Origin of the sequence: Blastomonas sp. SL216, from assembly GCA_026625625.1 — a bacterium.
Lineage (GTDB): Bacteria > Pseudomonadota > Alphaproteobacteria > Sphingomonadales > Sphingomonadaceae > Blastomonas.
Genome location: CP113055.1, coordinates 1240548 through 1264544, shown reverse-complemented (window position 1 = coordinate 1264544; position 23997 = coordinate 1240548). Strand labels below are relative to the sequence as shown.

Sequence of the window (23997 nt, the reverse complement as noted above, 5' to 3'; positions counted from 1 at the left end):
ATGGTGGTGTTGAGGAGAGCCTCAGGCGGCCTTGGCGGGCGAATAATCGGCCAGATAATCGACCAATGCCTCATAGGGCATGGGCCGTCCGATCAGATAGCCCTGGGCCTTGTCGCAGCCCATCTGGCCCAGCAGCTGGAGCGTCTCGTTGTCCTCGACGCCCTCGGCGACCACTTCCTCGCCGAGCGAATGTGCAAGCTCGATGGTCGAATTGACCATGATGCGGTCCGAGCGACTGCTGACCAGCATGCGCACGAAGCTGCGATCGATCTTCAGTTCGGTGGCCGGGCAGCGCTTGAGATAATCGAGCGTGGAAAAGCCGGTGCCATAATCGTCGATCGACAGCTGCAGGCCGATTCCGCGCAGGTCGCGCAGCTCCTGCATCGCCGATTCGGCGCTGGACATCGCGGCGGTTTCGGTGATCTCCAGGATCAGGCGTTCGGCAGGCAGGCCATGGCGGCGCAGTGTCTGAACCACCATGGGCTTCAGGTTCGCATGACCGATCAGTCTTGGCGACAGGTTCACCGCCATGTCGAACTTGCGACCGCCCTTGTTGAGCGTGGCTGCGACCTGGACGGCGCGATTGAGCACATGCTCGGTCAGCTTCTCGATCCGGTCGTGGCGCTCGGCGGCGGTGATGAACTCTTCAGGGTTTATCGGTCCCTTTTCGGGGTGCGTCCACCGCACCAGCGCTTCCGCGCCGCAGATGTCGCCTGACAGCAGATCGAGCTTGGGCTGGAATGCGACCCAGACCTCGCCATTGTCGATCGCTGCATCAAGCTCGCCAAGCATGGTCACGCGCCATTCGGTCGCCTCCAGCTTGGTGGGGTCATAGACGCGCCAGTGCTCGCCCGCATTCTGCGCTTCCTGGCAGGCGAGCAGCGCGCTCGACATGCGGCTCTGGATCGACCGGCCCGGGTCGGCATCGACCCCGAAGGCGATGCCCAGATCGATCAGGCGGCCCGAAACATTGGCCGGGCTGCGGAAGATCGCGCTGAGGCCGGCCAGCTGGTCACCGACATTGTTGATCGAAGCGGCGGGCACGAGCCACATGAAGATGCCCTCGTCGCCCTGATAGACCTTGCAGCCACCATTGCCGAGCGAGAGGCGCAGAATGATCTGTTCGACCAGATCCTTTTCCGCCGCGGCGGGCAGGGCGGTCGCGGCTTCGGCATAATTGTGAATGCGCGCGGCAATCAGGCCATCCTGCGTTTCGGTGCCTGCGGCGCGGAGGGCGTTGAGATTGGGATGGCCCGAAACCTCGTTGACCATGCCGCGTTCATCAAATCGCTGGCGATGCAGCTGCCAGGCGAGATGCCCCATCGATCCCAGCATCAGCACGGTGGCCGGCATGATCGCCGTGTAATGCCCATAGGATTCGAGCAGCAGCGGCAGGCCGAGTGCGCAGGTCGGCAGCAGGACCAGCATGCCCAGAATCAATGGGGGGGTGCGCGACACGCGCATCATCAGCGTAGTGACGATCAGCGCCAGCAGAAACGGCACCCACCAGCCATAGGTTCCGGGCGCGCCGGCCAGCAGCGTTTCTGCTGCCAATGCTGCGACGAAGACACTCGCGGACGGGCCATGCCCCGGTACCGAATAGCGGTTGCCCGCGCCATTGGCATTGGTGCCGATGATGATATCGTGCCCCTGCACGCGCGACAGCACGGCGTCTCCGCGCAGAATTTCGCTCGCGCTGATATAGGGGATCGAATCCATCGCGATCGAGTAATCGATCGGGAACTCTTCCTCGACACCGCCGCGAATCCCCGACATGACCGAGCCGATCGAGGGCACGACCAGATCGCCGACACGGTTCGAATATCGCCCGGACCAGACGATATTATATCCGTTGATCCATACATTGGTGTTCACGAGATGCGCAAACCGCCGCGCCTCGTGCGGCGGAATGAGCGGGATGCGCTTGCCGGTTGCGTCATCATCGGAAAAGGCCGCAGCGAGATACACCTTGCCGGAATGGTTCTTCAGCGCCTCGATCAGACGGGGCGTCCCCGGATCGTGCTTGAGGCCATTGATCGGGAAATCGAAGAATATGCGCTTTGCACCCGCATCACCGAGGTTTTCGATCATGGTGGCATAGCGATCCGCCTTCCACGGCCAATCGCCCACTTCCTGCTGGGCCAGATTGTCGATGCCCACCACGACGGCCTGGCCGCTGGCATTGTGCTCGCGTGCCTTGTTGCGGATGGCCAGCAACAGGTCGTCCATCGGCTCGCCGAATTCCGCCAGGCCGAACAGCAGGCCGGACACCAGCGTCCAGATGAGCAATAAGCGCATCGGGCTGGCCGGTCGTTTGCTGTTACGAGTGGCGACGGACTTCATGTGGTTACTTCCTCGTAAACCGTCATACCGCGCACGGGGTTAACCAAATGCAAATTTGCCCCGCATCGGAGCTTTCAAAGGCCATAGGCTGCGGCGGATCACTCTGGAGATGCTCGCCTGCCTCTTGCACGCCGTTTGGTCGCAGTAAGTTACGGAAAATAGGTTGGTTTTTCTTTGCTCTCCCTGTGGGCCGTTCGACCTGCCGCAGAAGCCGGTGATCCCGTCTGTCTCAATTCGGGACAAACGGGGCGCGGTTAATCCGCCGATTACCGACCATAGGCTAGCGAGTGCTAACCGCGGTTTTGCGAAGGTGGTTGCTGGCTATCGTTAATGCCGCAGGCTTTGCGCACCCGGCAGGCAAGCGGCTGGGCTCAGGGGCCCGGATCAGGTGCCCGGCTGGCGGATCCACTGGCCGGAATTGCGATATTCGGGCTTTATCTGGCTGTTGTCGGGCAGGTTGCTGCCGCGCAGGGCCTTTTCGCCGCCCCGCCTGGCCATTTCAGGCGCATAAGCAGGTACCGCTGCGCCGATCGGCGCCTGGCTGGCAATGGGCGTGGTGCGGCCCAGCCTCTGGGCCTCCAGTTCCACCGCATTCTCCGCCTCTGCCTTGAGCCTTGCGGCTTCAAAGGACTTGGCCAGCACCAGCGGGTCCAGCGGATCGACGCCGCCGGTCAGCGTGAACCCGGTGCGCGGCTTGGGACCGGGGAACGGCTCGCCGCCCAGATAGCGATCGCTGAACGCGCTGCTGCGCCCAGCCGCGCCCTTCCAGCGATAGAAGCGGTGCGCGCCGATGGTGCCCAGATAATCCAGGCTGGGCGCCCAGTAAGGCGAGACCTCGGTCGTGTGGTAATGGGTTGCGGTGCCGACCGGGCGATAGACATAGCCGGCGAGCGCGCGCTCTGCGACGCGGCGGGCGCGCGCCCAATAGATCGGGCTGGGCGCGCGGGCCATCGCGCCGTCGCAGCTGAAGGTGAACTGGCAGCCCGTGGCACGCTCCGACCCCTGATAGACGACGCCGCACACGGTGTTGGGATAGCTGGGGTGCATCAGGCGGTTGAGCACCACCTGGGCCACGGCCTGCTGACCGGCATCGGGCTCCATCGCCGCTTCGTAATAGATGGCCGCTGTCAGGCATTGCAGCGCGCGGGCATGATCGCTCGGCGATCCGGCCATCACGACACTGCGGACAAACTCGCCCGGTCCGCCCATGCCCAGGTCATCGCTGGTCATCACCGCCGGACTGGGCAGGACGAGCGATCCGGAATCATCGAGATAATAGAAGGCCGAGCCCGGGAAATTCTCGCCCGCATGCTCGAAGGCAAGGCCCTCTTTGGGCTGGTAGCGCGGCGCGGTATCGGCATCATCGCCGCGCTGGGCGCGGACGATCTGCGAGGCACCCAGCGACAGCACCAGCGCCAGCAACAGCCACGCAATCCACTCGCGCAGCCCCATCGCCTTGTGGGCAGACAACGTACGGGCGAAGCGAAGCGGCATGGTGGGAGATGGTATCCTGGATGGGAGTCGCGCGGCGTGATCGCCGTCACACTGCTCCCCTAGCGCAAAACCGTTACCAAATCAGCGACCAAATTGCGCTGTCTCTGACCGGGACAGCGCTGTCGGGAGATGTTAAAATGTTGAAAAATCGGGCTTCAGCCGGGCGATTCAGTAGCGAACCAGGTCGAACGAGAGGTTCAATGCCTGCGGGATCATGCCCAGTTTGACCATGCGTCCGGCGGTACGCCAGAAGCCGTCCTTGGTGCCGCCTTCGCGCAGATGCGCCTTCATCAGCGCAAGGCCCCCACCGTTCATCGCCTCGGGCGAATATTTGATGCTGTCGATCACTTCCAGCCGCATGCGCGCGCCAACACCTGTCGTGCCCATCATCGCATCGATCTGTTCGAGCGAGGGCAGGGCGCTCGCGCCCTCGAACGGGTCGGGCCTCCCGGCACGGCGCTGCTGCGCGGCATAGCGCGCGCAGGCTGCACCGATGGCCTGGACCAGGATGTGCCGCTCGCTCACCTGATCGGGCGAACGGCGATAGAGGAACAGCCTGTCCGGCAGGTTGTACAGGTCGTGGCGCTCGCTGACGCGCAGCCAAAGGTCGTAATCCTCGCAATGGCGGAACGCGGCGCGATAGCTGCCGAGCGACCGGATGACATCGCGGCGCATCATCACCGAAGGGTGGCACATGGCGCTGGCGACCATCAGCCGATCGCGGATGTCCGCCGGTTGTTCGGGATGAAAGTCGCTGCACGGGAAGAAGGCACCGTCCGCATCCAGCTCGTCGGTATTGGTGCCCAGCACGGCAATATCGGGGTTCGCCTGCATATAGGCGAGCTGCACCGCAAAGCGCTCCGGACGCGATACGTCGTCGCTGTCCATGCGCGCCACCAGAGGGGCCTGGGCCTCGTCCAGCATGCGGTTCAGGCTGGCGATCAGTCCCCGGTTTTCCTGATGGATGGCGCGGATGCGATTGTCCTGTGCGGCATAGCGATCGATGATCGACCCCGATGCATCGCGCGAACCATCATTGACGATCAGGAATTCGAACCGGCCCTCGGTCTGGCCCAATATGCTCTGGATCGCCTCGGCGACATAGCGCTCGGCGTTGTACACGCTCATCATGACCGAGATCAGAGGACTGGCAGGGACGGACATGTTCAGATCGCAAAACCGGTTTGTTGGTACACCACGCGCCTGAATAGCCGCAACCCGGCTTAGCGCCAAACCGGTTAACCTATAATTTCCGCAGCTGATTCACCCGATGCCAGGTCAGCCAATAGGCGCCCAGCCCGAACAGCACGCCGCCGACCGCCTGGCCGACCAGCACGCCGGGTGCCCCCGCAATGCTGCTGCCCAGCATCGCCAGCGGCAGCACGCCGATGGTGTTGCGGCCCCAGTTCGTCCAGCTCGACCATGAGGCGCGGTCCAGATTGTTGAAACTGGCATTGGCGATGAACAGCAGCCCGTTGAAGAAGAACAATGGCACGACGACCCAGGCAAAGGCGTGGATCAGGTCCATGCCGCCTGCGGGCAGATCGAATATCCAGCCGATGGTATCGACGCCCAGGATCAGCACAGGCCAGATCAACAGGGTGAAGCCGGCGGCAAACACGACCGCCCGGTCGATGGTGCCACGCACCCGTTCGAGCTGGCCCGCGCCGTAATTCTGGCCGATAATCGGTCCGATCGATCCGGACAGCGAGAACAGCAGGCAGAAGGCCAGCGGGATGATGCGGCCGATCACCGCATAGCTTGCCACCGCCGCTTCGCCATAGACCGCGATCAGCCGGAAGGCGATGATGCCCCCGACCGGAGTCGCCAGATTGGTGAGCACCGCCGGGACCATGATCTTGCGGATATCGGTCAGGTTTGCAGCAAAGCTCGCGCGTGAGGGCATGGCAAAGCCGCCATAATGGCGCAGTATCGGGACCACGCCGGTAATCGCCATCAGGATGATCGCGATCACCGTCGACCAGGCCGCGCCGACAAAGCCCCAGTCGAGCCCGAAGATCAGCAGCGGATCGAACACCGCATTGCCGATCGCCATGGCCAGCGTCGTGTTCATGGCGCGGCGCGCATCGCCATAGGCGCGCAGGAAGCCCGAGCACACCATGCCGGTAACCGTCACCGGACCAAAGGGCGCAACGATGCGGATATAGCTGACCGCTGCCTCCTTGGCGGTGCCGGTGCCGCCCATCAGGTCGACCCATTGCGGCGCGAAGATCCAGAAGATGGTCGCGATGACGCCCGACAGGATCACGCCGAGCAGCAGCACCTCGCCGAGCAGCGCGCGCGTCGTATCGCCGCGCCCCATGCCGATGCGCCGCGCCGCCAGCGCGCTGATGGTGATCATCAAGCCGATGTTGAGCGAGGAGTTGAGGAACAGCAGCGTGCTCGAAAAGCCGATGCCTGCGGTCAGCGCCGGATCGCCCAGCCGCGAGATGAAGAACAGGTTGACGAAATCGACGATGAACAGCGCCAGCAGGCCGACGCTGGAGGTCAGCGTCATCACCGCCACATGGCGCATCAGGCTGCCGGTCAGGAATTTTGCACCGCCGGGCCGACCCTGAGGCGCGGCTGCTGCGCGTACGCCGCCGGTGTCTTCGGCACCGGCATCGGTGGGGGTCATCTCGACGGCAGCGGTGGCAGGTTCAGTAATGGCGGCGTACCCATTCTCGCGGTCAGCGAATTGCGCCGCCCGACATGGCCCATATAGGGCAACAACGCGTCAGCAAAAGCAGGTTTCTGATCGAAACCCGCTTTTGCCATAGGCGCTGGTCAACCCTGGCTGCGCTTGATCCAGTCGTTCACGCGCCGCTCCAGGATCGACAGGGGCTGCGATCCCGATGCGATCAGCAGGTCGTGGAAGCCCTTGATGTCGAATTTGGGGCCCAGGGTCTTCTCCGCCTTCTGGCGCAGTTCCATGATCTTGAGCATGCCCATCTTGTAGCCGGTCGCCTGGCCGGGCAGCGTGATATAGCGGCGGATCTCGGAACGCGAACGCTCGATCGGCTGGCGTCCGGTGGTATTCATATACTCCACCGCCTCGTCCTCGGTCCAACCCATCGCATGGATGCCGGTATCGACAACCAGGCGCGCCGCCCGGAACAGCTCTGCATCCAGCCGCATGAAGTCCGCCGCGATATCGGGAAAGGCGTTCATCTCCTTGCACAGCGCCTCGGCGTAAAGCGCCCAGCCTTCGCCAAACGCGACATAGCCGGTGACCGCGCGGAACTGCGGCCCGCTCTTCTGTCGCACCTGAATATCGCCCTGCATGTTGTGGCCGGGCACAGCCTCATGGCACATCAGCGTATATTTGGCCGCAGGGTCGGGCACCGTGCCGACCAGATGCACATAGGTGCGTGCCGGACGCGCGCCATCTGGGCTGGGGGCAGAGGCATGCGCTGCGCCGCCCGCGACCTCGGAAAAGGCCGGTTCGCGCACCACTTCGATCCCGTATGCGGGCAGGGTGTTGAAATAGGGCGCAAGCAGGCTGCGCGTGTGCTTCACAAAAGCATTGGCGCTGTCGAGATATTCCTGGCGCGCGGCATCGTCGAATTGACGGGCAGGGTTGAGCCGGGCACGCTCGGCATAATAGGCGCTGCGGTCCTTGAACCCTGCCTTGCGCGCCAGTGCATCCTGCTCCGCCTCGATCCGCGCAACTTCGGTCCGACCGATCCTGTGGATCTGCTCTGCCGTGTAATCGCTGGTGGTATTGAGCTTGAGCTCATTGGCATAATAGGCCGCGCCGTCGGGCAGCGTGAGCGCACCGACCTTGCCGCTGGGGGCAAGCGGCAGGCTTTCCTTCGCCCAGGCAATGACGCGGCCATAAGCGGGCTTGAGCGCGACAATGGCCGCACGGGCTTCGGCGAGCAGCGCGTCGGCTTCGGCGCGCGGCAGCTTGCCGGCGTTTACCAGCGCTTCGGTCTTGGCCTTCACATCGGCCCAGAGCGCAGTGTCGGGCCCGTCACCAAAGGGCGCGCCGCTGCTCAGCTTCTCGCTGCCCGAGATGATCGTTTCGATCTGGAATTTCGGCGCGCGAATGCCCGCCGTCTCGCTTGCCCTGGTGCGCTCGATCGCCACATCCAGCACCGCCGGCATGCCGCGCAGCCGCGCGATATAGTTCCTGAGGTCGGTGACGTCCGCGACGGTGTGGGTGTTGATCAGGAAATCGGGCAACTGGCTGTGCGCCGAATAGAGCCGCGAATAGAAAGGCGGGCGATAGACGCGGTTGGCATGCGACAGTGCCGCGCGCTCGCCCTCCAGCTCCCAGATATCGTAATTGACCTGCGCCTCGGGCGAAAGCTTTGCCCGGTCGAACTTCGCCTTCATCCGGGCAATGCTCTGCTGTCGCCAGGCCAGCTGCGCTGCGGCTGCAACCTCGCTGGGGTCGTTCCACTTGTCGCCATTGTCCTTGCGACCCAGCCGCGTGGCGAGCTGCGGCTGCATCTGCACCCATGTCTCGAACTCGGCATCCAGAAACGCGGTCAGCGCGGCATCTTCGGTCGAGGGGGATGCCGGCGCAGGAGCCACCTCGGCAAAGGCGGCAGCGGCTGGAAGAGCAAACGCCAGCGCAAGCGCGGACACGGCGGTACGGATGACAGGCTTCATGATGATTCCCCTTGGTTTGGCGCGAACCATAAGTGCATGATTGCAAAGCGGGAAGCCCCGGAGCGACGAGTGGTATACGAAAATGTCGATCCGCGTCGCACACTGGTCCCCGCAAGGCCATTCACCAATGACCAGTCGGCTCAGCTTGAGGCCTGGGGATGGATCAGCAGGTCATCGGTCGGAAGTGCATCGGGCGGGCAGTCCGCGTTCATGGCGATCGCCAGTGCAGCTGCGCGCGCATTACCGATGCGCAGCCGAATTTTCGCCTGATGCAGCTTTTCGGCCACCCACAGGTCCAGCAGTGGCGGTGCATCGTAGCTCTTCGATCCGATACGATAGCGGAGCATCCCTATGGCGCGGGAATTCTGCCTGTATTTGCGATCAAATCCGGCGGGGTCTGTCGCATGCCGGATCATGACCCGGCAGTCTGCGCGCTGAGCATAGAAGGTCGCAGGGCGGGAAATCTCGGTGCTGCGGGTAACCGAAAATCCCCGATCCTCGAGCCGGCGCGCAATGTCGCGCTCAAGCCGGGCTTGATCTTCGGTCGCGTTGAACTCGGTGAGCAGCGCTTTGGGCGCCATGGTCGCTGTCAGCGCCACGACCAGCAGCACCGCGCTAAGCCTGGCGACGGTGAGCATGCAATGCCCCTGCCGCAATGATCAGGGCTGCGACGATCAGGCTGATCAGGCCGAACAGCTCGGCGATCCAGCCCTGGTGGATCGTGTCGAAATGCTGCGGATACCAGGCAATGGCGGTCAGCCGGGCGGCATTGACCAGAAACATTCCGGCCATCGCCATTAGGGCAAAGAGGACCAGCGGTGCATCGATCTTCAATCGCAGCAACTGGGTGGTCGTGGCCCATAGCAGCACCGCTTGCGACATGTTGTGCACCGATGAACAGCCCAGGCCGATGATGAAGCTGCGCTCACCGAAATTGCGGAAATCGACAACATTGTCCTCGACAGCGACCCCGGCCAGCCAGCCGACAAACTGCGCATCGAGATTGACGACGCTGTCGCCAACACTGTTGAGCAGCAGACGTGCGACCAGGATGCTGCCGCCCATGGTCAGCATGATCAGTCCGGCGCGGCGTTCAGCCGTTTCGGCTGCGCTAGTGACAATGCACCACAAGCCAATGCCGAGAAGTGCCACCAGGCTGGCGGCATTCCAGGGGATCAGCGAAAGGCCAAGGGTTGCGGCGATCACCACCATATCGCTCCGCGACCCAGGTACTGCCTGGGCGTTGGCAGTGTCCTTCTGCCCGATTTCCCACAGCCCGTAGAGGGCAAACAGCATGGCGGCGTTGAGGCCGAACAGATTGGTGGCAGCGATGGCCAGCCCCTGCAGCTGGACGCTGCCGATGATATAGGCCGCGTTCATGTTGACCGCAGCTACGATGCCGGCAAGCGTTAGCCACACCGCGCGCGGTGCCCTGGCGCCCGCCGGCGACAATGCTGCTGTCATGGCCGGAAACGTACGAAGGACAGGCGCCCGATGCGGTTCAGTTCCCGATGCGGTTGCGCAAGGCGCGATAACCCAGGCCGATCAGCAGCACTGCGCCGATGCCCACGCCTGCAACCGGAGCGGGCACGGCAACGCCGGCCATTGCTGCATCCGCGCTCATCAGCATGGCAGCGAACAGCGAGGCGGTGGCGATACGGTCGAGTGTCATGTCATGTCCCCTGAAGATCGAAAGCCTGGACCCGGCCGAACGGGGCCATCGTTGCATGCGACACTGGCGTTGCAGTTCAGGGGTGTCAAGCACCTGCCGATTGGCTAGGAATGGTGCTGTCATGACAGGCTCCATCCATCTGGTCGTACTGCTTCTGGTGTTCATGCTGGCCTGTCTCGGCGAGGCGCTTTCGCCTGCGCGAAAGGGGATTTCGGATGATCGCCGGCTGCTGATCAATTTCGGTCTGGGGATCGTCGCCATGCTGATCGGCTTGCTGCCCTGGATCGGGCCGATGGCCGCTGCGATACTGGCCGCAGAGCACGGCTGGGGGCTGCTGAACAGCCGCTGGGCGGCGAGCCTGCCGCTGGTCAGCGAAGGAGCTATCGCGCTGACGCTTTTCAGCTTGGCAAGCTACAGCCTGCACCGGCTCATGCACCGTTCCGATCTTCTCTGGCGATGGCACCGCGTCCATCACGGTGACGTGCATCTCGATTTCTCGACCGGCTTTCGCACGCATCCGGGCGAGGCCATTCTGTCGGCGGCCAGCCTTGCTTTCGTAACGGCATTGACCGGTCTCGACGAACTGGCCGTTGCCGGAGCGCTGATCGTATTGCAGGCGCTGGACCTGGCGGCGCACAGCAATGTCCACTTGCCGCCCATGGCCGAACGCATTCTGGGCGGAGTGATCGCAACCCCTGCGATCCATTGCCGCCACCATTCGGCCGATCGGTCCGAACATGACAGCAATTTCGGCAATGGCCTGATCGTCTGGGACCGGATGTTCGGCACGTACAGCGGCAACCAGTCGCCCCAGCGCCTCGGGCTGGACCGATAGGGCGGCCGCAGGTGCCGGAATTGGCCAACGGGGATGCAACAGGGCCTTTCCACCATAAAGGCCCGGACGCTTGCGCGCGCCTTACCGGATCAGCGTGTCGGCCAAAGCCGCTGCGGATCAGGGCCGGCGGTGGATGACAGTCGCTGCAATCTGCTTTTCATCAATCGGGAGGAAAATGGCCTGCTCTGGTGATGGTTGAAGAAATCCTCGTCGGGCCTCAACTGAGCCCAGTCGCGCATGTCTTGCCTTCGCGACAGAAGATAGATCGACACCGGGATATCCGCCAGACGGGCGCATAGCCGCGCGGGATCGAGCAGCGCGCCAAGGCCCAATGCCCAGGCGGCGCGGACAATCTTGCCGGAACGCATGGCATCGCGCCCCCGCTCCAACGCCCATAGCGCCGACCGCCAGCGGCCAACCCGTTCGGGCGTCGCGGCTTCCGGCAATTCTGCCATGTAGATCTGCTCGGCCAGAAGCGAGGACTTGACCATGCGCATGCGGTCCGCCGACATCGAGTCCGGCAAAACCCGGTATCCGACAAGGTAGAGCGGAATGACCGTCGCCTCGGACGTCGCTGCCACTTTCATCAGCAGCAACCAGTCTTCGGACCCGACACTGCCGCTCTGTTGAAGGCGCGGATCATAGCCGCCAGCCCCGATGATATGGTCGCGCCTGAACACCACCACGCTCGGATTTCCCACCGCGTTGTGATAGCGCAAAGCCTGGCCGATCCGGCCGCTGATGCCATGCGTCTGCATGGTGCTCTTCACCCAGCCATGCTCGTCGATTGCGCGCGCGAAGCAATAGGAAAACCCCACATGCGGTGAACTCTCGGTCAGGGCGCTGACATGGGCCCTGAGATAATCCGGGTGCCAGACATCGTCCGCATCCAGCGCGGCAACAAACTCGCCCTGTGATTGCTCCAAGGCCGTATTGCGGGCCAGCGCGACCCCGCGATTGGGCTGACGCAACAGGCGGAAACGCGGGTCGGCCTTGCCATAAAGCTCGGCAATGGCTGCGGTGTCGTCGGTCGACCCGTCATCGACGATCCAGCATTCGAACTGGGTGAAGGTCTGGGCCCTCACGCTGTCGAGCGTTGCCGCAAGTGTCCTGCTGGCGTTGTACGCCGGGATGATCACGCTGACTTTGGGCGGACAGGTCATGGTCAAGCCACCATTTCCGTCCCGATCAAGGTCATCGCGGCCCCCACATCGACCAGGCCCAGCAAACCCGGAGGGCCGTCGACCTCGATTTCGACGCACGACGCCCTGGCGTGCAGGACATGCAGGCCGTCGCTGCGCTGTTCGGTCAGGGCGAGATTGACGAACACGCTCATCGTCGCAAAGGGCAGGGGGATCGCGATTTCGACCGTGACATGGCTGTCGGCGGCTACCGCGCCGATCGATGCTCCCAGCTGATCGGTATCGGTCTGATAGAGCAAAATGCCCTCGGTCGTCTTGAGCGCAAACATCAGTACGGGATGGTTGCATGCCTTCGCGAAGTGCAAGTCGACGGCCACGACCGCGTTGGCACCCGATCTCAGCCTGTTGTCGCTCAACCGAACCGCGCGGATATTGGCCTCACGCGAACCATATTCGGTATCCGGCTTCTCGATCTTTGCGGGAATTCCTCCGTCGTTCGCGTTGGGCGAGGTGGTATATTGCTGATAATACAGCGTGAGAGCCTCATCGGGGCTTCCGTCGAACACCAGCTGACCGTGCTGAAGATAAAGCGCGCGCGAGCAGAGCTGCGTCACCAGATCGAGGCGGTGCGTGACCAGAAAGATCGTGATGCCCTGTTCGCGCAGCTGGGCGATATGCTGGAAGCATTTGTGCGCGAACCGGTTGTCGCCCACCACCAGAGCTTCATCGATGATCAGCGTTTCGCACGGAAGCAGCGCTGCGGCGGCGAACGAGACGCGCATGGCCATACCGGTCGAACAGGTTCGGATCGGCTGATCGAAATAGGCGCCGATATCGGCAAAGCTCTCGATCTGCGGCAGCAATGCCTGGACTTCGGCTCGCCTGAGACCCTGCAGGCGCAGATAATATTCCACATTCTGCCGCCCGGTCCATTCAGGATGGAACCCGGCACCAAGCTCCAGCAGCGCCGCGATCCGCCCGCTGCGCGTGATTTTGCCCGAACTGGCGGTGGTCGCCCCGGCGACAAGCTTGAGCAGGGTGGATTTGCCTGCGCCATTACCACCGATCAGGCCGATCATCTCGCCCTTGCGGACCGAAAAGCTGACATCGCGCAGCGCAGATTTGACATCCAGCGGCTTGGCCAGGCCGAGCATGCCCGCCAGCCGGTGCCCGGTCGAACGATAGAGATTATAACGCTTGGAAACGTTCTGGACGTCCATGACAATCGGGGGCGCCGAGGAGCCAGGTGCGGACGTTGACATCTTCATCCGCCGCTATTAACCGCCATAGCCAGGCAGCGGCAACCCCCGAATGTCCTGGCCTTTTTGCGGCAGATAGCGGGATGCGGAAATTGTCGTGGCAAGACGTTGGGAACTGGTTTGCGCACATAGCAGATTGATCGGGTTCCTTTCCATGAGGGAACTGGAACGGCGTTTCGCCGGAAGTCTGTTGGGCTGGTGGTGGAGCGTGGCTTTCCCGCTCGCGCAAATGGCCACATTTCTGCTCGTTCTCCAGGTCGGCCTGGGCGTGACCGCGCGCGGCGATTATCCCCTGGCAGTGGCGCTGGCCGCAGGGATCGTGGCCTGGGCATTCCTGACCGAAGCGGTCGTCAACATGACCCATGCGATATCGGCCAACTCCACGCTGTTGCGCAATTCTGCGCTGCCGGTCGAAGTCTTCCCGGCCGCAAGCCTGTGCGCGGCGCTGGTCACGCATGCCATCATCCTGACGCTGGTCATGATCGGCCTCGCGGTGGCCGCCTATCCCCCAGGCCTGACGATCCTCGTCCTGCCCTATGCGATTGCATGCCTGTGCGCTTTCGCGCTGCCGCTCGGTATCATCTGTTCGGTCGCCAACGCCGCGTTCCGCGATGTCGCCCAGGCTGTTGTCCCGCTGCTGGCGCTCTGGTTCTGGCTGACGCCGATCGTGTGGCCCGTGTCCCGGATACCGGGCGATCTGCGCTGGCTGGTCGAGCTCAATCCCGGCGCACATATCGTCAATGCCTATCGCTATGCTCTGCTGGGCGACAGTGCATCGCTGCCGTCGGCGCGCGAGACCCTGATCTTCTGGGCCATGGTGCTGCTGCTGTCTGCTACAGCCATGCTGGTGACAAAGGCGTTCAGGCGACAATTGGGTGACATGCTTTGACAGAGGATCAAGTGACCCTGCTGGCGGGCTTCGTTGCCCTGGATATGAAACCGGACGCTGTGGCGATGGCCAGTGATATCGGCGTCTTGGATGTTGACGCGGCTTCGCTTTGCCTGTGCACGGTGGAAGACGATCTGGTCATCGAGACCGGTGAAGGTGGCCGATATCTGCAGTGCCTGGTGAAGCCCAATGGACCTGCAGCGTTTCTTGAGCTTTGGAGCGGCGAAGCGCTGATCGACCGTGCCGATCTGGTGTCTGGCTGGCAGAATGCCGCGGTCGATCTGACCGGGCTGACCCCTGGCAGCCAGGCGATATTGCGCGTTGTCGATCAGCAGGGTCAGCCTGCAGGCGGGTTCGCGTTCAGCCGGATATGGCAGTCGGTCCAATGGGGGCGTGGCCAGCGCCGACGCCTGAAGTGCTATTTTCCGTTCAGCTATACCACCGTGTTTGCGGACCAGTCGATCTACCCCTGCTGCTGCCTGGCGTGGATCAAGCCCAATATGCTCGCCGGACATGCTGCCTCGGATTCGATGAAGGACGTCTGGAACGGGCCGGTTTACCAGGCGATGCGTCAGCAGTTTCTGGCTGGCGATTATGCGACCAGCTGTCGCCCAGAGGTCTGCCCGAAACTGCAATCGCCGCCTGCAAAAACGCATATTCCGGCGGACGACGGATTGCTGAGCGAAGATATCATCGCCGCTGTCAATGACGGGCTGACCGAACTGTCCTTCGGCCCTGCAGGGATGCACCATGACATCGATTATGGCTGCAATCTGGAATGCACGATGTGCCGGGACACCAGGATACTGCCCGAGCGTGCCAAGATCGGTGCCGCGGTCAGCACCATCAACGAAGTCGTGGCGATGGGCAGCCTTGAGGCAGTGTCGTTTTCAGGGGCCGGCGAAGTGCTTATCATGCGCGACATGGTCAAGTTCATCGAAAGCGATGTTCTGTCGGCGCGAGACATCGGCATTTCACTGACCACCAATGCGACCAATTTCTCCGAGAAGATGTGGAGCCGCATTCAGCACAACCGGTTCGACAATGTTTTCATGTCGATCGACGGTGCGTCGTCCGAGGTGTACGACCGGGTGCGGGTTGGTTCGTGCTGGGTCGATATGCAGCCCAGGATCGCGTTTCTGGGAGAACTGCGCCAGCGCGGCCTGATCCGCCACCTGCAATGGAATTATACGGTTCAGCTGGCGAACATATCGGATGTCGGCGCGGCGATCACCATGGCGCGAGAGCTTGGCTTCGACACCATCCGCCTGATCCCGCATTCGGGCACGCTGCAGCGGACCCAGGGCAACATGTTCGAGGATTATGACAAGGCTGCCCTCGACGCGCTGCACGCGCAGATAGAAGCGGTGGGGGGCTTTGACGACCCCATGGTCGGTCACCACGAACTGCGGATGCTGGACCAGCAATATCGCACGCTGGCATCGCATCTGGACATGGCGGAACTGCTGCTCGACCGGATTTGGCAGGACCCGCAACAGGCCGCGCGCCACGCCTATCCCGACTGGACCAAGACTGTGTCGCTGGTCGAACGGGCTGCATCGCTCGCCGCTACAGGCAGCATCGATGATGATGGCCTGACCGACCGAAATCGCGCTTTCCTCGACAGGCTGGCATCGGTCGTCGACGATGTGGAGCGCATCGAGAAAACGAGCGGCAGCGCGTTGCGGCAAGTGCGGGCAAGGCTTTTCCCCGATGCACGCCATATCAACATTCGCAAAGCTTTGCGCCGGTTGCAGGCGCCCGCTGGCTGAGCGTCATGCGATGCGCTCAAGCGAAGAAGGGATAGCTGCGAGAGCAGCTGGGCCGCGCTGGCCTGGCCTCACGACCCGATGATGCGCCTCAGCAGGCCGGCGGGCATCTTGCTCCTCAGCCAGATGGTCGGCCGGGCGGCCCGGCCCGAGGCGAGCCGGTGGTAGATTGCCCGTACCAGGGCCGACCGCGACAATCCCGGTTTCCGGGAGCTCATCGCAAGCGACTGTGCCTGGATATAATAGCGCTCGATGTCCGAAACAGCTGAATAGCGCAGCACGCGTTCCGGCACCGGCAAGGGTTTCGCAGTGAAGCTCTGCTTGCCGGCATGGCTCAGCAGAGGCTCGGGCAATGGCCAGAGCACCAGTCCTTGGCTCACCGCGATGTCTGCAATGTTGCAATAGGGGCTGTTCGGTGCAAGCCAGTCCGCGCCCAGCAGCGGTTTCAAGCGATCGGCCTTCAGCGCCATGCCGCCACCCAGATCGACACCGTGCCAAAAGGCAAAGCTTGGGCTCCCTCCCAGGGGGACCAGCAGCTTGCCTTCGGCGGTCAGACCGGCGGGCAGGACGCCGTCGACGCCCTCAGCCTGCAGGGCAGCATCCGCCATGGCAAAGCCCTCCGGTCGTACCGCGCATCCCGATCGCAGCATCAGAACGCGTTCGTCGTCTTCCAAGTTCAGGAGACCGGGCAGCTGCCGGCACCCCTGATCCATCAGGTTCACCGTTTTCACGGCGACCCGGCCTTGATCTCCGGCAAGGGGCGAGGGACCATGGTTGAGGATGATGACATCCCGAACCTGATCCAGCGCCTCCAGGCTTGCCACCGTGGCAGCCAGATCGTCGCCCTGATGATGATCGACCAGCGCCAGCCATGGATGCTCGCCGGTCGCAGCCACGGCCCTGCTGCCGACCAGGTCGGGCAGGGCGGCAAAGGCGTCAACCCACCGGGCGCGGCAGGCATCCTGGCTGTTGGCTGCCAGCGCGGGCGCGCAGCCCTGGGTCAGCGACTGGATGAGCTTGGCGGCCAGCGCATCCGCGTCATAGTCGAACAGCACCCTGTCCCTGTCCTGCGCATCGATCAGTTCGGGAATGCCGCCGGTTCGGGCGGCGATGAAGCACAATCCCTCGTCCAGCGCTTCGTAGACCGTGCAGGGCGAGTTGTCCGCAGGTGAAGCCATCACCGCCAGGGTCTGGCCGGACTTGAGATGCGCTATCGCCTCGCGTTGGCCGAGATCCGCCTTGATCTGCCAGGCAAAGCCCCAGGCGCGGGCTTGGTCCTTCAGAAAACCGTCTGCGGGTTGACCGCCGATATTGGCGATCTTCCCCAGAAAGGTGACTTTGATCCCGTTCTGCTGCAAGAAGCCGTCGATCTGGCCCAGGGCGGCGCAGAACAGGCGAAGCCCCTTGCGTTCTTCCAGACGGCCAAAGAAAACGATTTCCCTGATCCGGTCGGACTGTTGCGCGCTGGCTTGGGTGAGGGTTTCGGTCGGTCTGGCCGGCAAGGCATATTGCTGGACATAATGCGCGCCTGTGATCTCGAAGCCGGCGCTGACCGCCCAGTCGAGCAGATAATGGCTGGGCGACCACAGCAGATCGGCGTGCGCCACGCTGAAGCGTTCGGCAAAACTATAGGCACTGGTCGCCAGCCAGCCGGGACTTGTACGGTTGATCTCGAATATCCACTGGCTGGGGCTGTGCAGCCCCACCAGCAGATGGGTGTTGCGGAAGGCCAGCCCCAATCGGGCCATGGCAAGGCACAGATAGCCATCGCCCAGGCAATCGTTGAACTGGATGACATCGAACTGCCGGTCTCGCAGGTGCAACCACACCCGCATCGGGGCAGTAAAGCCCATGTCCGCAACAGGACCGACCAACTGGGCCTCGACGGCCGGATCCAGCCATTCAAGCCTGATCCCGCTTGCATCATATTCTGCAGTCCATCTGCGCCTGTCGTCCGGTGCCATCCGGTGGCTGGCCGAATACAGCACCGTGACCGGAAAGCCGGCCCGCGCCAGACATTGCGCCAGCCCCGTCATCGACGTGCCGATGCCGCCATTCTTGAACAATCCGACAAGTTCGTTGGTGACGATGCAAACCGAAGGCAGGCTGGCGCCAGCCGGTGTTCCCAGGGGCGGGAATGCCGGAAATTGCCTCATTGCGAACGCGCCCATGATCGCATCCGCCGCCGTATGCGATAGGACAGGCCATGCCGCATTTCGGCCAGTTCATGTTCGAGCGTGGCGATCCGGTCCTGTTGCTCCAGGACCTTTTCGTACAGCAGCGCACTATGCCCGGGGGATGCCAGGCCGGATACCGGCAGGCCGAGCAGATGGTGCGGCATCTGCCAGAACACATCGGGGTCGGGCGTGTGGCGCGGCGGGTTCACATTCCCGCGCCACGCGATGCCCATGATCTGCTGTGTCTGGTAGAGCGTGACCAGAAAGCCCTTCGCCTCCAGCATGCGCAGCCCTTCGGCGACATGGGGCGAGGCGAGGTCATGAAACACGAAGGCGCAGTCGTCTGCGCAATGGTCCAGACAGGCCATGACATCGCGTGCCGGTGCCGCCCTTTCATGATCGCCGTCAACGACCAGCAGGCTCCATGGCGCAGCGCGATGCGCAGCCGCGACGGAAACGCCTTCGGGGCTGGGCAGCGGGTGCAGCGTGACCTTGCCGGCGACCCCCGCCGCTGCGAGCGACGACGACACCGACTGGTGGAATATGGGGTCTGCGAGCACCGGGTCGACGACATCGAGCGTCACATCGGCGAGCGCGAGATGACAGCTCGACCATCCCATCCAGCACCCGATTTCCACCGCAGCCTTTCCGCGGAACTGCAGCGCAATATTGTGCAGCAAGGTCGCTTCGTCGCGGTTCATGAAACCCATCGTGGGGAAACGGTCATCGACATACCAGATATGCGGAATTTCCCGGCGCAGATAGACCCAGTCGTTCGCGTTGCGATCGCCCCTCACCATGTGCGGGAAAAATCCATCGGCCCGGACGGGCGTAAGGCCAGGGGATACATAATCCCGGAGCGCGGCGTGCTGATCTGCAGGGTTCTGTGCGCTGGATGGATGCGTGGCCATGCCCTGTTCACTAGTTGAAGGGCTCGCCACTGTCGCGCCTTTTTTGCCGCCGGAATGGATGCGCAAATGCGAGCCGCGCGGACGCCGACGCGTTTGACAAGCCATGCATAAGCCTTCAATTCGTTGGCATGAGCCAGAGTGCGTTGCAGAAGCAGATTACACGGGTCGGGCCGGTCCACTTCCAATCGCTGGAAGCGGAACTTGCACCCGTGCAGGGCTATTTCAGCGGCGTGATGCTCAACGCCGGCTGCGGCAATCGCGATATCGGGCCCTGGCTGATGGCCCAGGGGGTGCAGCGCGTGGTCAACTATGATGTCGCCTCCGCGCTGCCCGATGCCGTGATCGGCAAGCTGGAAGACATGCCGTTTCCGGACAATCATTTTGACGCCATCTTGTGCAACGCCGTGCTCGAGCATGTCGGCGATGCCGAGGCGGTGATGGGCGAGCTGGCCCGCGTGCTGTCCAGCGGCGGCCATGCGATACTCGCGGTGCCGTTTCTCCAGCCCTATCACGAATGCCCCGCCGACTTCCGCCGCTTCACCGCCGAGGGACTGGCAGCGATGGGTGGCAAGGCAGGGCTGCAACCCGTGGCCATCAATCCGGTGCACTCCAGCGCGCAGACGCTCGGCTGGATTGCGTGGGAAATCGCCAAGGAAAAGGGCAGGTTGGCCCGGGCGCTGGTCTGGCCCTGGGTCTACGCCTGGACGCGGCTTTCGCTCGCGACCGACTGGCGCATCAAGCGCAATGCCAACACCTATCAGATCGTATTCGCCAAGCCATGAGCCAATGGCGACGCCAGGTGCGGGCAAGGCTGCAGCAGGTCGTCCGCTGGCGTCCTGCTCGCCGCGTGCCGGCAACGCCGATCGAGCGTTTGCGCCAGAAGTTCTGGGCATTCCGGCCAGTACCCGGCCCGAGTGCCAATGTGCAGACGATGCTGATGCTGGACGAGCTGCGACTGCTCGAATCGCTGACCGACGATTACTGGAGCGACAGCGGTCTGATCGTCGATGCCGGCTGCTTCCTGGGGGGATCGACCGTGGCCATGGCCTCCGGCCTGCGCAACAGGGGCATCGCCGACAGGCGTATCATCCATTCGTTCGATCTGTTCCGCGTCGAGGACTGGACGCGGGGGCAGCATATACCCAAAACCATGGAAGCGGGCGCCTCAACGCGCCATCTGTTCGATCACAACATCGCAGACTTTGCCGATCTGGTCGTTGTCCATGAGGGAGATATCCAGAATGAGGCATGGTGCGGCGAGCCTATCGAGATATTGTTCATCGATATCGCCAAGCACTGGTCGGTCTGCGACTGGATCACCAGTAACCTGTTCCAGCACCTGATCCCTGGCAAATCCATCGTCGTCCAGCAGGACTATCTCTGCCATTGGTGGAATGCGTGGCTGCACATCACGATGGAATATTATTCCGATCATTTCGAGCGTCTGTGCGATACCGAATATAATTCCGTCGTGTATCTGCTGACGCGCCCGTTCCCGCCCGGAGCGTTGCAGCCTGATCTGGTGGCGAACATGTCGCGCGAACAGCATATTGCGCTGCTCGACCGCGCCGCTTCGCACTGGAGTTCCGAGCAATTGGACCTGATGCGCCGTTCCAAAGCCAATTTTCTTGAGGTTTTCCCTTATGACCGCCAGCCTTAACGGACTGCCATATCCCGAACTGATGGCGATTCAGTCGGGTACCATGGCTTATCGCTATCGCGGCATCGAGACGTTCAAGAACCCCTTTGATCTCGCGATCTACCCGCTGTTGCTTGAGCAGCTGCGGCCGCGAACGATCATCGAAATCGGCGCTCACAAGGGCGGGAGCGCCCTGTGGTTTGCCGATCAGATGTCGGTGCGCGGCCTCGACTGCCATGTCCACTCGGTCGATGTGCTTCCCGTCACCGGAATTTCCGATCCCAGGATCAGCTTTTACCTGGCCGATGGCAGCGATCTGGCGAACACGTTGAGCGCGCAGCTGCTGGCGGAACTTCCGCGCCCCTGGCTGGTGGTGGAAGATGCCGACCATTTGTGCGGCACGGTGTTGTCACACCTGCGCTTTTTCGCGCCGCATCTGCACTCGGGCGATTATCTCGTCGTCGAAGACGGCGTGCTGACCCAGATGCGGGTCGCGGATGCCTATGGCGGCGGGCCGCTCGCCGCCGTTCATCAGTTTCTCGCCGAACAGCAGGGACGTTTCGAGATCGACCGCACATTCTGTGACTGGTTCGGTCACAACATGACCTGGAATTTCGATGGCTATCTGCGGCGAGTTTGAATCCGTTAGGGCGAACAATGCATTTTGATCTGGAGCCCGAATTCCTGGCGCTGCACCAGCGCTGTGCGCCGATGACGATGACGTCGATCGAGCGCACCTACGCGTTGCATACCGCGGTGCGCTATCTGATCGACAACCGGCTGGACGGCGATTTTGTCGAATGCGGCGTTTGGCGGGGTGGGTCGGCCATGATGATGGCCCTGACCGCGCTCGACTGCGGCGATGCCGATCGCGATATATGGCTGTACGATACGTTCAGCGGGATGACCGCGCCGGGCGATCATGACCGCCAGGCGATGTCGGGCGAGGCAGCGGCGACGATCATGGCGCAAAATCCCCGCGACGAGGAAAACCCGTTCTGGGGCGTGGCGCCCCGCAAAACCGTCGAGACCAATATGCTGGCGACGGGCTGGCCTGCGGAGCGGCTGAAGCTGGTGGAAGGCAATGTGCTGGAAAGCCTGCCCGGGACCATGCCCGAGCGGATTGCCCTGTTGCGCCTTGATACCGATTGGTATGATTCGACGCTGCATGAGCTCGAGACGCTTTATCCCCGCTTATGCTCGGGGGGCGTGCTGATCATCGATGATTACGGCTATTGGACCGGAGCGCGCCGCGCCGTCGACGCGTATTTCGGTAACCTGGCCCACCGCCCGTTCATGTCCCGGATAGACTTTACCGGCAGGCTGATCATCAAGCCCTGAACCGGGCGGCCAGGCACAGCCTGCGGGAACGGAAGAAATGGTGAGCCCTGCTGGGTTCGAACCGCACATGCTCTAAACGCTTGTTCTGCGTAAGGTTCTCATATATCGCGGTTTTCTTCGTCGGGGTGTGATACATCTCTGTGATACAAAGAGGTGCGACCCATGGCCAACGCGATCAGACATGTCACAAAACGCCAAGGCGTCTACCAGTATGTGCGCCGGGTTCCCCAGCAGGTCGTGGACCGACCGGCAGAATTCGAGGCGCTATTCGGAGGCATCACTCCGTTTCGCCGTTCGCTCCGCACGAAGGACCAGGCCGATGCCTTGATCGCCGCGCACGAGGTCGAGCTCGATTTTGAACGCCGTGTCCAGCAGGCTTTGGGCAAGGCGCTAATGACGGCACCGCAGCGACGACTAACGTCGAACCTCTTGCAGGCGATCAGGGCCGAGCAGAAGAGCCTGGTCACGAGGCCGTATCGACTGCACATCATCCATCGTGAGCAGGACGCGGCGCATCATGCCGAAGTCGAGCGCATGTTTGAGCAGTTTGAAACCGATGCCGAGGGCATCCGGCGCGTCTTGATCGACATGGAGCCCACCGATGACCCGCGTCTCGATGCAGCGTCGATCGCTGATCGGATCATCGCGCATGAAGCTATATGCGCACCAGTGGGAAGCTCCGAGCGCTCATTCATCATCAAGGCTGTGCGAGAGGGGCTTATCGACGGCTATCGCGAGATCGGCGACCTGATGAGCGGGAAGCAGTCAGTCCTGCCCGCCGCGGATGAGGGGAAGCGGACAAAGCAGCCCCGGCTCTCTGAGATCGTCATGAAGCATGTGGATGTGGTGCCGAGCCGTCGCACCAAGGGTGAGATCAAGACAGCACTCCGAGACTTCGTTGCCCACGTCGGCGATCTCCCGATCGACGAACTCACCAAGGCGCACGTTAGGAGCTTTTGCGAACACCAAGGCTCCAAGACGATCGGCGGTCGGTCGCGAAACAGCATAGCTCGTCCCATGTCGAGCGCGAACCTCGATAAGAAGGTCGGCCTGCTTCGCGCAGCAGTCAATCGCTTTGCCCAGCAGTCTGGCTTCGAGGGGCCGAACCCGTTCGCGGGCATCAAGGCTTCGGTTTTCACCATGCCGCAGTCTGCGGAGATAATGCCGGACAAGCGTCCCTTCGAGCTCGAGGAGCTGAACCGGGTATTTGCCTACCCATGGTTCACTGGGTGCGCCTCACCGGAGAACATTCACAGTCCCGGTGACCACCGGCTGACTGGCATGCATTATTGGGTGCCCGTGGTGGCGCTAATGACAGGATGCCGTGCAGGCGAACTCGGCGGCCTAATGCTTGACGAGGTGCGTCTGGATGATCGATTTCCGCACATTGTGATCCGCGACAACAAGTTTCGGAGCACGAAGAAGCGTTACCAGCGCAAGGTCCCGTTGCTCGACCAGCTGATCGAACTTGGATTCCCTGCATTCGTTTCACGCGCACGCGCTCGAGGCGATGAAAGGCTGTTTCAGGATTGGATCGCGCCGGGTGGCCCTGAGCATGAATGCTCCGCTGCGTGGTCGAATTCGGCGGTGATCCGTTCGTTCAACCAGACCCTTATCCCTACCGCGCTCGAGGGCCTCCTAGTGGAGGGCGCGCGCCGAGCCGTCACCTTCCACGGCTTTCGAGGGGCCTTCAAGACGCTGCTGACGAGGAACAAATACGGCATCCAGCCGAACTACGTCCATGAGGTTGTCGGGCACGAAAAGTCGAACCTGGATGCACGATATATCGGCGAGATCCCGCTCGCCGAAACCTATCCGGCGATCAGAGCATGTCGCTATGAGGGGCTGGTCCTTCCCCGACCAAAGTAACGGGAAATTGCGTTGTTGACACCGGATGTCCGCATTC

The 23997-nt window shown here is 62.6% G+C and carries 20 protein-coding genes; 8 read left to right on the top strand and 12 right to left on the bottom strand.

Annotated elements, in window-relative coordinates; all coding sequences use genetic code 11:
* Positions 1 to 21: 21 nt before the first annotated feature.
* From OU999_06070 to OU999_06035, 8 genes are all read right to left on the bottom strand, one after another.
* Positions 22 to 2298 (bottom strand): EAL domain-containing protein, encoded by a 2277-nt coding sequence (locus OU999_06070; protein ID WAC24750.1) that lies wholly within the window; start codon positions 2296 to 2298, stop codon positions 22 to 24.
* A 429-nt stretch (positions 2299 to 2727) separates the two neighbouring features.
* Positions 2728 to 3837, bottom strand: coding sequence for a cell wall hydrolase (locus OU999_06065; protein ID WAC24749.1), 1110 nt, complete (start codon positions 3835 to 3837; stop codon positions 2728 to 2730).
* Between the two features lie 168 nt (positions 3838 to 4005).
* Positions 4006 to 5001, bottom strand: coding sequence for a glycosyltransferase (locus OU999_06060; GenBank protein WAC24748.1), 996 nt, complete (start codon positions 4999 to 5001; stop codon positions 4006 to 4008).
* 79 nt (positions 5002 to 5080) lie between these two features.
* Positions 5081 to 6475: an MATE family efflux transporter gene (locus OU999_06055; GenBank protein WAC24747.1), complete on the bottom strand. Its 1395-nt coding sequence runs from the start codon at positions 6473 to 6475 to the stop codon at positions 5081 to 5083.
* Between the two features lie 149 nt (positions 6476 to 6624).
* Positions 6625 to 8457: a DUF885 domain-containing protein gene (locus tag OU999_06050; protein WAC24746.1), complete on the bottom strand. Its 1833-nt coding sequence runs from the start codon at positions 8455 to 8457 to the stop codon at positions 6625 to 6627.
* A 140-nt stretch (positions 8458 to 8597) separates the two neighbouring features.
* The gene (locus tag OU999_06045) at positions 8598 to 9095 is read right to left on the bottom strand and encodes a hypothetical protein (GenBank protein WAC24745.1); all 498 of its coding nucleotides are present in this window, start codon (positions 9093 to 9095) and stop codon (positions 8598 to 8600) included.
* A complete protein-coding gene (locus OU999_06040; GenBank protein WAC24744.1) occupies positions 9073 to 9921 on the bottom strand; it encodes a hypothetical protein in 849 nt (282 codons plus the stop codon). The genes OU999_06045 and OU999_06040 overlap by 23 nt, the downstream gene beginning before the upstream one ends.
* Positions 9922 to 9958: 37 nt before the next feature.
* Positions 9959 to 10129 carry a hypothetical protein gene (locus tag OU999_06035; GenBank protein WAC24743.1) on the bottom strand — a complete coding sequence of 57 codons (171 nt, stop codon included), beginning with the start codon at positions 10127 to 10129 and terminating at the stop codon, positions 9959 to 9961.
* 121 nt (positions 10130 to 10250) lie between these two features.
* Here OU999_06035 and OU999_06030 point away from each other — a divergent pair, with 121 nt between their 5' ends.
* On the top strand, positions 10251 to 10964 hold the full coding sequence (locus OU999_06030) for a sterol desaturase family protein (GenBank protein WAC24742.1): 714 nt from the start codon (positions 10251 to 10253) through the stop codon (positions 10962 to 10964).
* A gap of 89 nt (positions 10965 to 11053) precedes the next feature.
* Here OU999_06030 and OU999_06025 read toward each other — a convergent pair whose 3' ends face one another.
* Together OU999_06025 and OU999_06020 are read right to left on the bottom strand one after the other, a co-directional pair.
* The gene (locus tag OU999_06025; protein ID WAC25362.1) at positions 11054 to 12127 is read right to left on the bottom strand and encodes a glycosyltransferase family A protein; all 1074 of its coding nucleotides are present in this window, start codon (positions 12125 to 12127) and stop codon (positions 11054 to 11056) included.
* A gap of 2 nt (positions 12128 to 12129) precedes the next feature.
* The gene (locus tag OU999_06020; protein WAC24741.1) at positions 12130 to 13326 is read right to left on the bottom strand and encodes an ABC transporter ATP-binding protein; all 1197 of its coding nucleotides are present in this window, start codon (positions 13324 to 13326) and stop codon (positions 12130 to 12132) included.
* Positions 13327 to 13462: 136 nt separating this feature from the next.
* Between OU999_06020 and OU999_06015 the strand changes: the two genes are divergently transcribed.
* Positions 13463 to 14254, top strand: a complete 792-nt coding sequence (locus OU999_06015; GenBank protein ID WAC24740.1) for an ABC transporter permease — start codon at positions 13463 to 13465, stop codon at positions 14252 to 14254.
* Between the two features lie 65 nt (positions 14255 to 14319).
* Positions 14320 to 16026 carry an SPASM domain-containing protein gene (locus OU999_06010; protein WAC25361.1) on the top strand — a complete coding sequence of 569 codons (1707 nt, stop codon included), beginning with the start codon at positions 14320 to 14322 and terminating at the stop codon, positions 16024 to 16026.
* A gap of 68 nt (positions 16027 to 16094) precedes the next feature.
* Here the strand turns inward: OU999_06010 and OU999_06005 are convergent, their stop codons facing one another.
* Complete coding sequence (locus OU999_06005; protein ID WAC24739.1) at positions 16095 to 18179, bottom strand: glycosyltransferase; 2085 nt, start codon at positions 18177 to 18179, stop codon at positions 16095 to 16097.
* Positions 18176 to 19000 (bottom strand): class I SAM-dependent methyltransferase, encoded by an 825-nt coding sequence (locus tag OU999_06000; GenBank protein ID WAC24738.1) that lies wholly within the window; start codon positions 18998 to 19000, stop codon positions 18176 to 18178. The genes OU999_06005 and OU999_06000 overlap by 4 nt, the downstream gene beginning before the upstream one ends.
* A gap of 239 nt (positions 19001 to 19239) precedes the next feature.
* Here OU999_06000 and OU999_05995 point away from each other — a divergent pair, with 239 nt between their 5' ends.
* The 5 genes from OU999_05995 (at position 19240) to OU999_05975 (ending at position 23960) form a co-directional block, all read left to right on the top strand.
* Entirely contained in the window at positions 19240 to 19893 is a 654-nt protein-coding gene (locus OU999_05995) for a class I SAM-dependent methyltransferase (protein WAC24737.1), read from the top strand.
* The gene (locus OU999_05990; GenBank protein WAC24736.1) at positions 19890 to 20771 is read left to right on the top strand and encodes a hypothetical protein; all 882 of its coding nucleotides are present in this window, start codon (positions 19890 to 19892) and stop codon (positions 20769 to 20771) included. Before OU999_05995 ends, OU999_05990 begins: the two co-directional genes overlap by 4 nt.
* Entirely contained in the window at positions 20755 to 21390 is a 636-nt protein-coding gene (locus tag OU999_05985) for a CmcI family methyltransferase (GenBank protein WAC24735.1), read from the top strand. The genes OU999_05990 and OU999_05985 overlap by 17 nt, the downstream gene beginning before the upstream one ends.
* Positions 21391 to 21407: 17 nt before the next feature.
* Entirely contained in the window at positions 21408 to 22091 is a 684-nt protein-coding gene (locus OU999_05980) for a class I SAM-dependent methyltransferase (GenBank protein ID WAC24734.1), read from the top strand.
* A 162-nt stretch (positions 22092 to 22253) separates the two neighbouring features.
* On the top strand, positions 22254 to 23960 hold the full coding sequence (locus OU999_05975; GenBank protein WAC24733.1) for a tyrosine-type recombinase/integrase: 1707 nt from the start codon (positions 22254 to 22256) through the stop codon (positions 23958 to 23960).
* Positions 23961 to 23997: the final 37 nt, after the last annotated feature.